Raw genomic sequence first — 15,559 nt, 5'->3', positions numbered from 1 at the left:
AAGTGACCAGCAAGAACGCACGCCTTACCACCGGCGGACGCATTGACCGCAGCATCGCTTGGCGCTTCACCGTGGACGGCCAGGAATTCACCGGTCACCCCGGCGACACCATCGCCTCGGCGCTGCTGGCCAACGGCCACATCAACGCAGGCAACTCCCTTTACGAGAACCGCCCCCGCGGCATCATGGCCGCCGGCGTGGAAGAATCCAACGCCCTGGTCAAGATCGCTCCCCGCTTCCCCGGCCACGTCGCCGAATCGATGCTTCCTGCCACCGCAGTCTCCCTCGTAGACGGCATGAACGTTGAGCTGCTCTCCGGTTTGGGCAAGCTTGACCCTGCCGAGGACAAGGCTGAGTACGACAAGAAGTACGTTCACACGGACGTCCTGGTGGTCGGCGGCGGTGTTGCAGGCCTTGCAGCCGCCCGCGAAGCAGTCCGCACCGGCGCCCGCGTCATCCTGATCGACGACCAGCCCGAACTCGGCGGTTCGCTCCTCTCCGGTTCAACGGCCGAAGGCCTGCAGGAAACCATCGAGGGCAAGCCGGCTCTGGAATGGGTTGCCGATGTGGAAGCCGAGTTGGTCTCCGCCGAAGAATGCACCGTGCTGAACCGCACCACCGCCTTCGGTTCCTACGATTCCAACTACTTCATCGCAGCCCAGAACCGCACGGATCACCTGACCGTTCCGGCCGCTTCGGGCGTTTCGCGCCAGCGTATCTGGCACATCCGCGCACAGCAGGTTGTGCTGGCACCGGGTGCCCACGAGCGTCCGCTGGTCTTTGAGAACAACGACCGCCCGGGCATCATGCTCGCCTCGGCAGTCCGCACGTATCTCAACCGCTACGCGGTCGCTGCTGGTTCACGCGTCGTTTTCAGCACCACCAACGACTCCGCTTACTTGCTCGCCGCGGACCTGAAGGCAGCAGGCGTGGCGATTGCCGCCGTCGTCGATGCCCGTCCGCAGATCAGCGCGAAGGCCGCCGCCGCCGTCGAGTCCGGTATCCGGGTCCTCATTGGCAGCGCGGTTGCTGACACGAGCGCCGATGACGCGGGCCGCCTGAATGGCGTCACCGTCCGCAGCATTAACGACGACGGCGAACTCACCTCGGGCGTCGAGCACATCGCCGCCGATCTGCTTGCTGTTTCCGGCGGCTGGAGCCCTGTGGTGCATCTCCACAGCCAGCGCCAGGGCAAGTTGCGCTGGGACGATGAGCTGGCTGCCTTCATTCCGGCGTCAACCGTAAGGGACCAGCAGGTTGTTGGCGCAGGCCGCGGCAGCTACGAACTCCAGGACTGCCTGGCAGAGGGCATCTCGGCCGGAGCGGCAGCATCCATCGCTGCTGGCTTTGAGTCCGCAACCACCCCGGTGGACCTGCAGGCACCCGTCGCCAGTGCCCCGACCCGTCAGCTGTGGCTTGTTCCCGGTCAGACCGGTGAGCCAGGCGAGTGGCACAACCACTTCGTCGACTTCCAGCGTGACCAGTCCGTCGCTGACGTCCTCCGCTCCACCGGGGCCGGCATGCGCTCGGTGGAACACGTGAAGCGGTACACCTCCATCAGCACCGCCAACGATCAAGGCAAGACCTCCGGCGTCAACGCGATCGGCGTTATCGCCGCTGCGTTGAAGTTCGGCGGCGCGGAAAGCGTTCCGGGCGTCGGCGAGATCGGCACCACCGCCTACCGCGCACCGTTCACCCCGGTCGCATTCGCCGCTTTGGCTGGCCGCCAGCGCGGTGAGCTGTTCGATCCCGCCCGAGTGACCTCCATCCACCCGTGGCACGTTGCCCAGGGTGCTCTGTTCGAAGACGTTGGACAGTGGAAGCGCCCTTGGTACTACCCGCAGTCCGGCGAGGACATGGACACGGCAGTCCTGCGTGAGTGCGCAGCGGTCCGCGATTCCGTGGGCTTCATGGACGCAACCACGCTCGGCAAGATCGAGATCCGTGGCAAGGACGCCGGAGAATTCCTGAACCGCGTGTACACCAACGCGTTCAAGAAGCTCGCACCGGGATCCGCCCGCTACGGCGTCATGTGCACCCCGGACGGCATGATCTTCGACGACGGCGTGACCCTCCGCCTGGACGACGACCGCTTCTTCATGACCACCACCACCGGCGGCGCAGCCAAGGTGCTGGACTGGTTGGAAGAGTGGCACCAGACGGAGTGGCCGGAACTCGACGTGGTCTTCACATCCGTCACGGAGCAGTGGAGCACCATCGCCGTCGTCGGTCCCAAGTCCCGTGCAGTGATCGCCAAGGTTGCTCCCCAGCTCGCCGAAAACGGTGGCCTGGACGCAGAAGCCTTCCCATTCATGACATTCCGCGAGACCACCCTGGCCTCAGGAGTGCAGGCTCGTGTTTGCCGTATCTCCTTCTCCGGTGAACTGGCCTACGAAATCAACATCCCGTCCTGGTACGGGCTCAACACATGGGAAGCCGTTGCTGCCGCAGGTGCCGAGTTCAACATCACCCCTTATGGCACGGAAACAATGCACGTCCTTCGCGCCGAGAAGGGGTACCCGATCGTCGGGCAGGACACCGACGGCACGGTCACCCCACAGGACGCCGGCATGGACTGGATCGTCTCCAAGGCCAAGGACTTCATCGGCAAGCGCTCCTACCTCCGCCAGGACGCAAGCCGCGAGGACCGCAAGCACCTGGTGAGCGTCCTTCCCGTGGATCACTCGCTCAGGCTGCCGGAAGGCACGCAGCTTGTGGAGAAGGGCATCCCCGTCAACCCGGCGTACGGACCCGTCCCCATGGAAGGCTTCGTAACTTCGAGCTACCACAGTGCCGCATTGGGCCGTTCTTTCGGCCTGGCCCTGATCCAGAACGGCCGCAACCGCATCGGCGAGACCCTCGTGGCCTCGGTGGGAGACCAATTGGTGGACGTGGTTGTCGGCGAAACCGTACTTTTCGATGCTGAAGGGACCCGCAAAGATGGCTGAAACAGCAACACCAGCAGAAACCGCACACGTCGACCGCGTACGGGGTGCCCCGCCGCAGCCCGGCCGAGCACCTGGCTGACGCCTTCACCTCCGGCTCAGTGCCGGGCACAGTGACGCTCAAGGAAATCCCGTACCAGGCCATGGTGGGTATCCGGGTTGAGCGAACGTCCGACGCCGGAACCCGCGTTGCGTCAATCACCGGCGGCTTGCCTGCCACGTGCGGTGAAGTGACGGGCTCTGGCTCAGTCAACGCACTCTGGCTTGGCCCCACTGAGTTCCTGGTGGTCGCTCCGGAGGAGTCCCACGACTCGCTCGGCGGCTCCTTGGTCAGTGACCTGACCACGGCACTGGGCAGCGATGAAGGTCAGGTGGTGGACTTGTCCGCCAACCGCACCACGTTCGAGCTCTCCGGCAGCCACGCCCGCGCTGTGCTCGAAAAGACGTGCTCCTTGGACCTGCACCCGCGCGTCTTCAAGGCCGGCACGGCTGTCTCAACGGAGCTCGCACACATTCCCGTGATGCTGTGGAAGACCTCGGACGAGAACTACCGGATCTTTCCCCGGGCCTCGTTTGCCGATTTCCTGGGACGCTGGCTCCTCGACGCCATGCGGGAGTACGCCTCCCCCGAGGTCCCCTAATGGCACTGAGTGTGCTTGATCTGTTTTCTGTTGGCATCGGGCCGTCGTCTTCACACACGGTCGGCCCGATGCGGGCGGCAAAGCAGTTCACGGACGGTCTTGAATCGTCCGGCCAGCTTCCAGCCACGGTGCGCGTCCAGGCTGAGCTCTTCGGCTCCCTGGGCGCCACCGGGCGGGGCCACGGCTCCGACAAAGCCGTGGTGCTGGGGCTGCAGGGCCACTCACCCGAAACCGTCGACACCAAAACCGCTGACGACCAAGTGGCGGCAGCAGCCCTCGACGCCGAACTGCGCTTGGGCGGCGACCACCGGGTGGACTTCAATTGGGACGAGGACGTGGTCCTCCACCGCCGCAAGTCCCTTCCGGCACACCCCAACGGCATGACGTTCCGGGCCCTTGACCACACCGGCGCAGTACTGCGTGAGCGCAGCTACTACTCGATCGGTGGCGGCTTTGTGGTGGATGGGGACGCCACAGGCACGGACAAAGTAGTAGCCGATGACACCGTCCTCCCCTACCCGTTCACCACTGCCGACGAGTTGCTTGCCATTTGCTCACGCGAGGGCATGTCAATTTCCGATGTCATGTTGGCCAACGAACTCGTATGGCGGTCCGAGGAGGAGCTCCGCGAGCGCCTTCTGGGCATCTGGGCTGTCATGCGTGAATGCGTGGACAACGGCTGTTCGGCCGAGGGAATCCTCCCCGGAGGTTTGAAAGTCAGGCGACGAGCGCCGTCGTTGTTCAAGAAGCTTTCCGAAACGGACGCGGACCTGAACGGGGCCAGCTCAGCGGACCCCTTGCTCGCCATGGAATGGGTGAACCTGTTCGCGTTGGCGGTCAACGAGGAGAACGCAGCGGGCGGCAGGATCGTCACTGCACCGACCAATGGTGCTGCCGGGATTGTTCCCGCAGTGCTGCACTATTACACAAAGTTTGTTCCCGGAGCCAACGACGACGGCGTCGTGCGGTTCCTGCTCGCGGCGGCCGCCGTAGGCATTCTCTTCAAGATCAACGCCTCCATTTCAGGTGCTGAGGTGGGCTGCCAAGGCGAGGTGGGTTCCGCCTGCTCCATGGCCGCTGCTGGTCTTTGCGAGATCCTGGGCGGGACGCCTGAACAAGTGGAGAACGCCGCCGAGGTGGGCATCGAGCACAACCTGGGCCTCACCTGCGATCCCGTGGGCGGACTGGTGCAGATCCCCTGCATCGAACGCAATGCCATCGCCAGCGTCAAAGCGATCAACGCTGCCCGCCTGGCCCTGCACGGAGACGGCAGCCACAAAGTGTCCTTGGACAAGGCCATCAAGACCATGCGCGAAACAGGCGCCGACATGAAATCCAAATACAAGGAGACCTCCCGTGGAGGACTCGCCGTCAACGTAGTGGAGTGCTAGCCATGACTGCCATCCAAACCGAATCTTCTACTGACTCCTCCGCCGGAACCACCGTGGAGCACGTCCTTACCTTGGACTGCCCCGAAGGTCCCGGAATCGTGCACGCTGTGTCCGGCTTCCTGCTGGAGCACGGCTGCGACATCATCGACAACAAGCAGTACGGTGACCGCGCCGAGGGCCACTTCTTCATGCGGGTTCACTTCGCGTCCTCCGGTGACGAGACCACTGTGGATGCTTTGCGTGCCGCGTTTTCCCCCGTGGGCGAGAAATACTCCATGAACTGGCAGCTGGAACGCCAAGGGTCCAAGCGTCGCGTGTTGATCATGGTCTCGAAGTTTGGGCACTGCCTCAATGACCTGCTGTTCCGTGCGCGGATCGGTGAGCTGCCGATCGATGTTGTGGGCGTCGTGTCCAACCACACGGACCACCAGGGCTTGGCGGAGTGGCACGGGATTCCCTTCTTCCACGTCCCTGTCACCGCTGCTACCAAGCCTGCCGCGGAAGCGCGTTTGCTGGACATCATCGATGAGCTGGACGTGGAACTCATTGTCCTGGCCCGGTACATGCAGGTGCTCAGCGACGATCTCGCCCGCAAGCTCGACGGGCGCGCCATCAATATCCACCACTCGTTCCTGCCGAGCTTCAAGGGTGCCAAGCCGTACCACCAGGCTTACGCCCGCGGAGTGAAGACCGTGGGTGCCACGGCCCACTACGTCAACGGCGAGCTGGACGAGGGCCCGATCATCTCCCAGCAGGTGGTTGAGGTGGATCACACGTTCGGACCGGACGATCTCGTAGCCGCCGGTCGGGACACGGAGTGCAAGGCCCTCAGCAACGCCGTTCGTTGGCACTGCGAGGGGCGGATCATCCTGAATGGGAACAGGACGATTGTGCTGAAGTAAGGCCTTGCGCGCCCCATTTCGATGGTTCCCTGCGCAGACGCTGTTGCGAACGGCGGTGTGTGCAGGGAACCATCAATTGGCGTTTAAAGGAGCTACAGCCGAGCCAGCCGCGTTGCCAGGTGCAGGGCAGCGAGCCTGCCAGTTCCCCTCGGGTCTCCACCGCAAAGCTCGAAGATCCGCTGCAGCCGGTGGTGCATTGACTGCCGTTCCAAGTGCAATTCGCGTGCGGCCTGGGCTGTGTTGCAGCCAGTGTCCAGCCAGACGGTCAGCGTCCGGAGGAGCTCGGATCGCCGTAGTTGGTCATGCTCGACGACGGCACCCAACTGCCGCTGTACGAACCCTTCGCGGGTGGCCGGATCCAGATGTTCCTCGGCGAGGCGTTCCACAGCGAAGGCCTCAGCATCCACCACCCCACCTCCCGCCAAATCCAGGTCCAGCGTCCGTCGGGCCTCGGCCAGCGACCAGGGGGCCTCATCGATCCCCTTGCCCACCGGGCCAAGTGCTATCGCAGATCCGGCTGGCGTTTCCAAAGCCCTGAGCGCATCCATGAGCGTCGCCCGGGTAGCAACGCCATCGCCAACGGAAGCGAGTGCGATCAGCTCCGCGTTATCTGCATAGCTGGCACTGTGCGGCACGTTCGCACGCAGCAGTGCATCCAAGGCCGAGCGGAGATGCCCTGCACCTGTGGAGCGGATCACCAGCGCAGCAACCCGGCCATTGGCGGGAAAGCCCGACGCCGGCCCGAGCTGCTGGAGCTGCCACGATTGGCTCCCGGAATTGATGGCACGCATCAGTTCAATGCCCGCCAACTCCTTCAATCCTGGCGGCATCCGCTGCAACAGGGCCAAGCCAAGGATGTCCACCGAGCGCTCTCCCGCCACGCGCGCGAGGCCACTATCGCCGTCGTCGGGCACGTGCAGCTCCAAGCGGGCGGCGAGGACGCCACGCACCGGCACATCAACCGTGATGAGCCCGCCGTCCTCCGACGGCGGCGCTGAGCCTGCTGCGGAACCCGCTGCCGGACCCGCTGCCGAGCCGAGGGTGAGGCCCGACGGCGATACCAACCGCGCGCTGGAACCTGTCCTTTCTGCCAAGACAGCCAGAAGTTGGTCAAGGCCGCCGCCATGGGCGAGTTCGGCAGCCATCGCGTGGCTGGTTTGGTCGCCGCGTTGAAGCTGTTCGACGGACTCGCTGACCAGGAGCGAGTTGATCTCCTGCATGACGGCGACGAACGGAACAACGTGACGCAATTCAATAACCGGCAGGCCTGCGGCTTCGGCAGCCTCCAGCATGGGACCAGGAACTTCGGGCAGTGTAGGTCCGGTTTCAAGGGCCAGTGCGGCTATGCCGCGGGCCGCTAGCTCGCGGACGTATTCGGCTTGCCGCTCCGAGCTCTCAAGGGCCAGTGCCTGGCCGCCGCTGAGGAGAAGTTCGCCACCGCTGAGGAGCGGAGCGATGTCCAAAACCTCGCTGGAGTGCACCCAACGGACGGGACGGGTCAGGGCGTCGGCCACTGAGTTAAGGAGACGCGGCTCGGCGGCTCTAAGGCTTTCACGTTCCAAGGCTTGACCAAGAAGGATAGACATGACACTCCGTACGGCGGAAGAGAGTTTCTTTAGACACATCGTATCTTGTTGCTGTGATCTGTGGCACATACGCTGAAGGAGTCCCTTTCACACACGGAGGATCTCCCTCATGCAAGACAACCTCTCCCCTGCTTCATCGCAGCCAGGCTCAGCGGCTGCAGGCTCACTGCAGCCAGGCTCACCGCAGTCAGGTCCGGCAACGGCGCCGGGCCATGACAGCGAAGCCTGGCTGCAGCCCATTCCCGAGTCAGACCGCACGCGCAAGGTCTCAGGCCAATTCTGGATCTGGGCCGGTGCCAACCTCGCTCCAATCAACTGGGTGCTGGGCGCACTCGGAATCCACCTCGGCCTCGGCTTTGCCGACACCGTCTTTGTGCTGGTCCTGGGCAACCTGATCGGCATGTTGCTGTTTGGCTGCTTCGTCCTCCTTGGCCAAAAGACCGGCGCCACAGGCATGGTCCTTGCCCGGGCCGCTTTCGGCCGGCGTGGCAACTACCTCCCCGCCGCCATCCAGGCACTCCTGGTCATCGGGTGGTGCGCGGTCAATACGTGGATCATCCTGGACCTGGTCATGGCGCTTTTCGGAACCCTGGGCTGGGTGGATCCCACCGCAAAGAACTACGTCTGGAAGATCGGCGTGGCCACTGTCATCATGGCTGCCCAGGTTGCCATTGCCTGGTTCGGCTATAAGGCGATCGCCGCTTTCGAAAAGTGGACCGTCCCGCCCACCATCATCATCCTGGCCGTCATGTCCGCCGTGGCGTGGTTCGGCATGAAGATCGACTGGGGTTATGCGGGTCCGGCCGGCAACATCCTTGAAGGATCCGAGCGGATAGCCGCGATGAGTGCTGTGATGACCGCCATCGGCATCGGCTGGGGCATCACCTGGTTCACGTACGCCGCGGACTACTCGCGCTTCGTCAGCACCTCGGTTCCCAAGCGCAAGGTCTACCTGGCTTCGGTCCTCGGCCAGTTCATTCCGGTGGTCTGGCTCGGTGTCCTCGGTGCGAGCCTTGCCACAAACAGCGGCGAGATCGACCCCGGCAAGCTGATCGTCCAGAACTTCGGAGTCCTCGCCCTTCCCGTCCTCCTCATGGTGTTGCATGGCCCCATCGCCACCAACATCTTGAACATCTACACCTTCTCAGTGGCTACGCAGGCCTTGGATATCAAGATCAATCGTCGCAAGCTCAACCTGTTCGTCGGCGTCTTCTCGCTCCTCGCCGTCGTGTTCTTCATCTTCCAGGAGGACTTCGCCTCGGTACTGGACGCCTGGTTGATCGGTCTGGTGGCGTGGGTAGCTGCCTGGGGCGGCGTCATGTTGGTGCACTACTTCTGGCTGGAGAAGCGCTGGCCCGGAAAGGTTGAACGGCTCTTCGACGGCGTCGGGACCAAGCGTCTCCCGGTGATCAACTGGGCCGGTATCGTCTCGCTGCTGGTTGGCATCTTCTCCACCTGGCTGTTCATGTACGGCCTGATACCAGTAATGCAAGGCCCCATCGCCGTGGCACTTGGTGGCTGGGATCTCTCATGGCTGGCCGGTGGGCTTACCAGCGCGGCAGCCTACGCAATCCTCGGGCCCAGGGCGCACCGAAAGTTTGTCCTTGCCGATTCGAACCACGTCTCCGTCACGCAAGCTGCTCCGGGCGCTCCCGCAGTTCCCGAAGCTCCCGTAGTCCCCGAAAGGACCACAGCATGAGCCAGCCCGCCTTCGCGGACTCCCTCCACCCAATCACCTGGCCAGAGGGCTTCAAAGCCGCAGCGTCCTTCACCTTCGACGTCGACGCCGAATCCTGCACCATCGCCCACGATCCCTCCAGCACCCGGCGCATGTCCCTCATGAGCCACCAGTCGTATGGCCCCAAGATCGCCGTCCCGCGGCTCCTGCAGCTCCTGGATCGCCAGGACATCAAGGGAACGTTCTTCATCCCTGGATTCACTGCGGAGAGCTACCCCGATGTGGTGCGCAGGATCGCTGACGGTGGGCACGAAATCGCCCACCACGGCTACCTTCACGAGCCCATGCAGGGCATCGACGCCGCAACCGAAGCCAGCTACCTGGACCGGGGTTTGGAAGCACTTGCCAACGTTGCCGGTGTTCGGCCAGTGGGCTACCGGGCTCCGTGGTGGGAGTTGAACTGGCAGTCGCCCGCGCTGCTCGCGGATCGCGGCTTCCTTTACGACTCAAGCCTGCTCGACGGCGATGCCCCCTACCGCATGTCAGTGGCCGAGGACGATCCGCGGGACATCGTTGAGATTCCCGTTGATTGGGCGCTGGACGACTGGGAGCAGTACGCGTTCTACCCCGGCATCACGGGCAGCGGGGTCATCGAAAGCCCGGCCAAGGCTTTGGAAATGTGGACTCTCGAGGCCCAGGCGCACCACGCCCAGGGCAGTTGCTTCGTCCTGACCAACCACCCGTTCATCTCCGGCAGGCCGTCCAGGGCTGTCGCCTTGGAGCAACTGATCGAACGGGTCAAGGGCCTGGAGGGCATGTGGGTTACCACGCTTGCCGAGATCGCGCAGCACACGAAGGATACGGTTCAGGAAATCCACACCCACGCCCGGATCGACGTCCCCTTGTTCCCGGGAGCCGGTGCTTCATTCCGCCCGGCCCAGGTCCGGGTACCCACCCTCCGGTAGCTCTTCGCCGGGATGGCAGCACGCCCCCATGTTCTGGCTGCACATGGGGGTCTGCTGCCATCCCGGCGAAGGTTCTTAACCGTTTACGGCATTGATCCAAACCCCGATGATCCAAGTGCTTGCAGCGGCACACGCAAGACCGAACTCCACGAGAATCCCGATGCCTGTCGCTTTGAGCGCGGCGCCGCTTGAGCGGACAGCGGTGCGGAAGTCACGGGTCCGCTGGACCTCGCTCAGCAGGAGCCCGACGGCGAACCCCACCACGAGTCCGACCACCGGAATCACGAACATTCCCACCACGCCAAGAACTATCCCAACCACAACAGACCTGTTCGGGATGCCGTGCTGTTTCAGTTTTCGCCCTGTGAGCACCGCACTGGCGGCTATCCCGGCCACCACGAACACCATGCCGATGGCGAAGATCACCCAGCCGAGGGTTCCCGCGCCGCCCCAAATGGCCCACGCGAGCAGGCTCGCACCAATGAGGATGCTTCCCGGAAGGACAGGGATGATGGTCCCGGCAACCCCAACCGCAATGGCCAGGCCGCACAGGATGGTCACAAGGAGTTCGGCATTCATGGCCCCCAGTCTATGGGCCAGCATCCCGGGGTCACTTCTGGCCCCTTTTGGAGGCCAACATGGGCCTTAAGTGACCCCGCGTTGCTCGTTAACAAGCCACGACGGCGACACTCCCAACCGTGGGAAGCGTCGCCGTCGTCGGTTTTTAGTTGGTAACCGCTACTCAGTCACTGCTGCGGCAACAGCCGCGGTGACAGCCGGTGCCACACGGGCGTCCAGCGGGCTCGGCACGATGTAGTCGGCGGAGAGATCTTCTTCTGCCAACTCAGCGATGGCACGTGCAGCCGCGATCTTCATGGCCGGCGTGATGCGGCGGGCCTTGGCATCAAGTGCGCCGCGGAAGATGCCGGGGAAGGCCAGCACGTTGTTGATCTGGTTCGGGAAGTCGCTGCGGCCCGTGGCAACTACGGCCGCGTACTTCTGGGCAACCTCGGGGAGAACTTCCGGGTCCGGGTTGGACAGGGCGAACACGATCGACTGATCGTTCATGAGCTTCAGGTGTTCTTCGTCCAGCTTGGAGGAGGAGACGCCTACGAACACATCGGCGCCGGTCAGGCCCTCGCCCGGACCACCGGTGACGCCGCGGGGGTTGGTGCGCTGGGCCATGCGGGCCTTGACGCTGCCAGGATCGGCCACAAGATCGGCACGCTCAGCATTGACTACGCCCTTGGAGTCGAGCAGGATGACGTCCTCGATGCCAACAGCAAGTAGAATCTCGGCAATCGCAATGCCCGCGGCACCTGCGCCGGAGACAACAACCTTGAGGCCGGAAAGCTCGCGCTTGGTCACCTTGGCAGCGTTGGTCAGGGCGGCGAGAACCACGACGGCGGTGCCGTGCTGGTCATCGTGCATGACCGGGCAGTCGAGTGCCTCAATGAGGCGCTCTTCGAGTTCGAAGCAACGCGGCGCGGAAATGTCCTCAAGGTTCACTGCACCGAAGCTCGGGCGGAGGCGGACCAGGGTTTCGATGATCTCGTCCACGTTGGTGGTGTTGAGAACCAGCGGGATGGAGTCGAGATCGCCGAAGGACTTGAAGAGGGCAGACTTTCCTTCCATGACCGGGAGGGAAGCGCTGGGGCCGATGTTGCCCAGGCCCAGGACGGCGGTGCCATCGCTGACCACAACAACCAGGCGCTCAGCCCAGGTGTGGGTGCGGGCAAGCTCAGGGTTGGCGTGGATTGCGCGGCTTACCTGGGCGACGCCCGGGGTGTACGCGATGGAAAGGTCACGCTTGTTGTTCAGGGGAACGGTGCTGGAAATCGTCAGCTTGCCGCCCTCGTGTGCTGCGAAGATCTCTTCTTCGCTCAATACCAAGGCGTCGTTGTCAGTAGCGATTGTCTCAATGGACACGTCTTTGTCTCCTCAGGCTAGCCGTGGACCCACGGCATGGTTCGGGCAGGAACAGAACTGCTGGTTCGGACCAAGGGTGGCTGGCCCGGAAGGTGCATCTGCAGGTATGGGCTGCTAGCCGCTTCGGTATTTCCAGCGTAGGGAAGCGCGGAGGGTACAAGATTCAATACCAAGAGAGACGATTCGAGAGTAAAACGTTTATGCAGATCCAAAAGTGACCCAGCTCACGCGAAAAAACGCATTCTCAGGGGTCGGTGGTCTAGACCGGAGGAGCTATATCGTCATTCCCCGGTCATGAGGCTGCACGCCTTCTTGAGGTCCTTTTCGGCTTCAAAGAGCGACAAGCGACGACACCGTACGGCCTGGACCAGACCACTGACCAGATGCAACAGAATCCTGGCCTTCGGGGCGTCATTTCCGGGCTCCTTGCTCAAGGAACCCACAACTTCTTCGGACAAGAGGTCAATCTCCCGCAGCAGCTGGGCAGTATCGCTGTCTTTGCCGGCAGGCCGGATGAGGCAATGCTCCACCCCGGGCTGCATAACCCTCAGATGGAAGATCTCCATCATCAGCCCTGACAACGCATGCCCCTTGCCCTTCCTCTGGCGGACGCCGTCGCGAAGCTCGCGCAGCTGCTGCCGGTAGACGGCCAGCATAATGTGCGCTGTGGAGGGAAAGTAACGGTAGAGGGTGCCCAACGGCACGTCCGCTTTGGCGGCAATGTCCGACAAACTCAACGTGTCGAATTGACGTTGGGCAAAGCCCGCCGCTGTCTTCAGGATGCGGGCATAGCGCAGCAGCTGCCGCGGCGTGGTCGGTGCGGCAGCCATACGGGGCAACCCCGTCGTCAGATCAAGGGAGTACGGTTCCAGGGAAAACGGTTCGGGCATTTCCGGCGATCTCTTGGCAGGCTGGCAAGGAAACGGCTGGCTCAGGTCACAGGACCCGCGGCAGGCCGATCGCACCAATGATACGTGAGCAAAATGACCGTTGCCTGAGAGCGCCCTTCTTGGAACGCGTCCATGCCGTTCCCGGGAAAGGGCGGGTGCCCCACATACACTGCAGGAAGCTTTGGGTGCGGATACAGGAGGACGACCGCTATGGGGAATTTTCGACGTCGGATGGCAGCAGCGTTGCTGACCGCCGCTGTGGCGGCGGTGGCACTTAGCCCCCTGCCGGCGTCGGGCGCGTCCAGCAACGGGCCGGACCCCGTAGTCGTCGGCGACGCGTTTGTTGGCAAGACGCTAACGGCCGACATCGGCCCGTATACCTTCTACGGCTGCGGCAGCGGAAAGGGTCCTGATTTCACCGTCTACTGGACAAGGGATGGTTTCCTGGTGGCGGGCGAAACCGGACGCAGCTACCTCCTGCAGCAGGATGACACGGGCGCACGGATGGCCGCGCACCTGACCGCCAGCAAAACCGCCTGCGGAGGCGAAACCCTCCACAGCGACGAGACCGGACCCGTCGCTGCGCCCAACCGGGCCAACGGATTCACGGGCCGCAGCTTCGAACTGCTGACACGCGGAAGTGACGGCTCCTTAATGCTGTACGGGCGGACAGCAGCCGCTTGGGATGCCGCCCGCACCGTGGGCTGGGGGTGGAACGTATTCAACCTTGTCCTTTCCCCCGGCGACTTCAACGGTGATGGCAAGGGCGACGTGATCGCGCGTGATTCAGCAGGCACTCTTTATCTCTACGCCGGCGACGGAACCGGGGGTTGGAAGCCGGCCCAGACCATCGGCAAAGGCTGGAACATCTTCGACTCAATCGTCAGCCCGGGTGACTTCAACGGGGACGGCAACAACGACATTCTGGCCAGGGAACCCGGCGGCGCCCTCTATTTGTACCCGGGCAATGGTTCCGGAGGCTGGCTGGCGAGGACCGCCGTCGGGCAGGGCTGGCAGGTAATGGACACCCTGCTGACGCCTGGCGATTTCAACGGCGATGGCAAGGTGGACGTATTGGCGCGTGACCGCAGCGGCTACCTGTATTTCTATGGCGGCAATGGGGCCGGTGGCTGGACGCGGTCGTGGCTGGTGGGCGTCGGCTGGAATGTCCTCAAAGCCGCCGGTGCTGCCGGTGATTTCGACAATGATGGCTTCCCGGACGTTTACGGCGTGGACCAGCAGGGCCGGCTGGTGATCTATTACAGCGATGGCCGGACGGGATGGCGCACATCCCAGGTGGTGGGCAACGGCTGGGGCGGCTTCACAGCAATCTTCTAGCTGAGTCCCAGCCGCGGTAAGATTAGCCGCATAAGTCTGGGGAGGACACAATGAACGCTCTATCATGCCGTGCATCAGGCGTGCGCCGAGCGGTAGCCGGGATTGCGGCCGCGCTTATTGCCGCCGTCGCTTTCGCCCCGGCACCTGCCATGGCAACCATGGACCCCGCAGATCCCGTGGTTCACGGTGCGCCGTTTGTTGGCTCCACGCTCACCGTGGAGATCGATCCTGCTTCCTACCGGGGCTGCGGCGCGGCCGCCGGCCCCGACTACCACATCTACTGGACCCGTGACGGCGAGCATGCAGAGGACCACTGGGAGTGGTGGAACTACAAGCTCACCGAAGAGGACCGCGGCAAGACCATCGCGGCTTACGTCGCCTCGAACTATCCTTGCGACCCCATGGAAGTTGGCAGCGCCGAGACTGTAGAGATCTCCGCCTCCAACCGGGCCAACGGCTTTACCGGGCGTGGCACCTTCGAAATGCTTGCCCGCCGCGCAGACGGCACCCTCATGCTGTATCCCCGAGTTGGCGGCGCCTGGGAATCCGCCCGGACCGTTGGCCCCGGCTGGAATGGTTTTGGGACCGTCCTTTCCCCGGGCGACTTCAACGGGGACGGGAACAACGACATCCTCGCCAAGGACTCTGCCGGGAACCTCTTCCTCTACGCAGGAACCGGAGATGGCGGGTTCTTTGCAGGCCGCCAGATAGGCGCGGGATGGAATGGCTTTAACTCGATAGTCTCCCCTGGCGACTTCAATGGGGATGGCAACAACGACATCCTCGCCCGCGACTCCAGCGGCCTGCTCTACCTCTACCCCGGAAACGGCGACGGCGGCTGGCTCACCCGGTCCGTTGTAGGCAGCGGGTGGAACGTGGTCAACAAGATCATCACACCCGGCGACTTCAACGGAGACCACAACGTGGACATCCTGGCCCGCGATACCTCCGGTGCCCTGCGCCTGTACAAGGGCAATGGAGCTGGCGGCTGGGCAGGCATGGCCGTGATCGGGCAAGGTTGGAACGGCATGGCGGCCATTGGCGCCGCCGGCGACATCGACGGTAACGGCAATGTAGACGTCTATGCAGTGGACGGATCCGGCCAGCTGCTGGCCTACTACGGCGACGGCGACGGCGGCTGGAACGGCGCCCAGACCATCGGCTGGGGCTGGGGCGGTTTTAACGCCTTGTTCTAGGGATTGGGGGATACCATGACGACTTTTTCTTCCGTGCGCCCAGCGGCTCTTATGCGTTCAGCTTTTGTGCATTCAGTACGGACGGGTTTTCACATCCT

The 15,559-nt window shown here is 63.5% G+C and carries 11 protein-coding genes and 1 pseudogene; 8 read left to right on the top strand and 4 right to left on the bottom strand.

The window, feature by feature from the left end:
* The first annotated feature begins 2 nt into the window (after window positions 1-2).
* From ACTAQJ_RS18725 to purU, 4 genes and pseudogenes are all read left to right on the top strand, one after another.
* Window positions 3-2,948 carry a 2Fe-2S iron-sulfur cluster-binding protein gene (locus ACTAQJ_RS18725; RefSeq protein WP_498698401.1) on the top strand — a complete coding sequence of 982 codons (2,946 nt, stop codon included), beginning with the start codon at window positions 3-5 and terminating at the stop codon, window positions 2,946-2,948.
* Window positions 2,941-3,586, top strand: a pseudogene (locus ACTAQJ_RS18720) (sarcosine oxidase subunit gamma). Before ACTAQJ_RS18725 ends, ACTAQJ_RS18720 begins: the two are co-directional and overlap by 8 nt.
* Window positions 3,586-4,977, top strand: a complete 1,392-nt coding sequence (locus tag ACTAQJ_RS18715) for an L-serine ammonia-lyase (protein ID WP_498698398.1) — start codon at window positions 3,586-3,588, stop codon at window positions 4,975-4,977. Before ACTAQJ_RS18720 ends, ACTAQJ_RS18715 begins: the two are co-directional and overlap by 1 nt.
* A 2-nt stretch (window positions 4,978-4,979) precedes the next feature.
* Window positions 4,980-5,879, top strand: coding sequence for a formyltetrahydrofolate deformylase (gene purU, locus ACTAQJ_RS18710; RefSeq protein WP_431117016.1), 900 nt, complete (start codon window positions 4,980-4,982; stop codon window positions 5,877-5,879).
* A gap of 92 nt (window positions 5,880-5,971) precedes the next feature.
* Here the strand turns inward: purU and ACTAQJ_RS18705 are convergent, their stop codons facing one another.
* Complete coding sequence (locus ACTAQJ_RS18705; protein WP_498698393.1) at window positions 5,972-7,465, bottom strand: PucR family transcriptional regulator; 1,494 nt, start codon at window positions 7,463-7,465, stop codon at window positions 5,972-5,974.
* 109 nt (window positions 7,466-7,574) lie between these two features.
* On the opposite strand from ACTAQJ_RS18705, the gene ACTAQJ_RS18700 reads away from it, so the two are divergent.
* Window positions 7,575-9,164 carry a purine-cytosine permease family protein gene (locus ACTAQJ_RS18700; RefSeq protein ID WP_498698392.1) on the top strand — a complete coding sequence of 530 codons (1,590 nt, stop codon included), beginning with the start codon at window positions 7,575-7,577 and terminating at the stop codon, window positions 9,162-9,164.
* Window positions 9,161-10,108 (top strand): polysaccharide deacetylase family protein, encoded by a 948-nt coding sequence (locus ACTAQJ_RS18695; RefSeq protein ID WP_498698391.1) that lies wholly within the window; start codon window positions 9,161-9,163, stop codon window positions 10,106-10,108. The genes ACTAQJ_RS18700 and ACTAQJ_RS18695 overlap by 4 nt, the downstream gene beginning before the upstream one ends.
* 75 nt (window positions 10,109-10,183) lie before the next feature.
* Here the strand turns inward: ACTAQJ_RS18695 and ACTAQJ_RS18690 are convergent, their stop codons facing one another.
* From ACTAQJ_RS18690 to ACTAQJ_RS18680, 3 genes are all read right to left on the bottom strand, one after another.
* Window positions 10,184-10,687, bottom strand: a complete 504-nt coding sequence (locus ACTAQJ_RS18690; RefSeq protein WP_498698390.1) for a DUF456 domain-containing protein — start codon at window positions 10,685-10,687, stop codon at window positions 10,184-10,186.
* A gap of 159 nt (window positions 10,688-10,846) precedes the next feature.
* On the bottom strand, window positions 10,847-12,037 hold the full coding sequence (locus ACTAQJ_RS18685) for an NAD(P)-dependent malic enzyme (RefSeq protein WP_431117021.1): 1,191 nt from the start codon (window positions 12,035-12,037) through the stop codon (window positions 10,847-10,849).
* 281 nt (window positions 12,038-12,318) lie between these two features.
* Window positions 12,319-12,927, bottom strand: a complete 609-nt coding sequence (locus ACTAQJ_RS18680) for a TetR/AcrR family transcriptional regulator (protein WP_431117022.1) — start codon at window positions 12,925-12,927, stop codon at window positions 12,319-12,321.
* A gap of 210 nt (window positions 12,928-13,137) precedes the next feature.
* Between ACTAQJ_RS18680 and ACTAQJ_RS18675 the strand changes: the two genes are divergently transcribed.
* A complete protein-coding gene (locus ACTAQJ_RS18675) occupies window positions 13,138-14,265 on the top strand; it encodes an FG-GAP repeat domain-containing protein (RefSeq protein WP_498698388.1) in 1,128 nt (375 codons plus the stop codon).
* A 50-nt stretch (window positions 14,266-14,315) separates the two neighbouring features.
* Window positions 14,316-15,461 carry an FG-GAP repeat domain-containing protein gene (locus ACTAQJ_RS18670; protein ID WP_498698386.1) on the top strand — a complete coding sequence of 382 codons (1,146 nt, stop codon included), beginning with the start codon at window positions 14,316-14,318 and terminating at the stop codon, window positions 15,459-15,461.
* Window positions 15,462-15,559: the final 98 nt, after the last annotated feature.

The organism is Arthrobacter sp. alpha11c (genome assembly GCF_054149985.1).
Note: the sequence above shows the minus strand (reverse complement) of the source record. Positions and strands in the feature narration are given on the sequence as shown.

What these genes read in the sequence shown, in the direction of transcription:
- ACTAQJ_RS18690 (WP_498698390.1), bottom strand. Translation starts at nt 10,687, where the DNA reads ATGAATGCCGAACTCCTTGTGACCATCCTGTGCGGCCTGGCCATTGCG.
- ACTAQJ_RS18680 (WP_431117022.1), bottom strand. Translation starts at nt 12,927, where the DNA reads ATGCCCGAACCGTTTTCCCTGGAACCGTACTCCCTTGATCTGACGACG.
- ACTAQJ_RS18700 (WP_498698392.1), top strand. Translation starts at nt 7,575, where the DNA reads ATGCAAGACAACCTCTCCCCTGCTTCATCGCAGCCAGGCTCAGCGGCT.
- ACTAQJ_RS18705 (WP_498698393.1), bottom strand. Translation starts at nt 7,465, where the DNA reads ATGTCTATCCTTCTTGGTCAAGCCTTGGAACGTGAAAGCCTTAGAGCC.
- ACTAQJ_RS18695 (WP_498698391.1), top strand. Translation starts at nt 9,161, where the DNA reads ATGAGCCAGCCCGCCTTCGCGGACTCCCTCCACCCAATCACCTGGCCA.
- ACTAQJ_RS18675 (WP_498698388.1), top strand. Translation starts at nt 13,138, where the DNA reads ATGGGGAATTTTCGACGTCGGATGGCAGCAGCGTTGCTGACCGCCGCT.
- purU (WP_431117016.1), top strand. Translation starts at nt 4,980, where the DNA reads ATGACTGCCATCCAAACCGAATCTTCTACTGACTCCTCCGCCGGAACC.
- ACTAQJ_RS18670 (WP_498698386.1), top strand. Translation starts at nt 14,316, where the DNA reads ATGAACGCTCTATCATGCCGTGCATCAGGCGTGCGCCGAGCGGTAGCC.
- ACTAQJ_RS18715 (WP_498698398.1), top strand. Translation starts at nt 3,586, where the DNA reads ATGGCACTGAGTGTGCTTGATCTGTTTTCTGTTGGCATCGGGCCGTCG.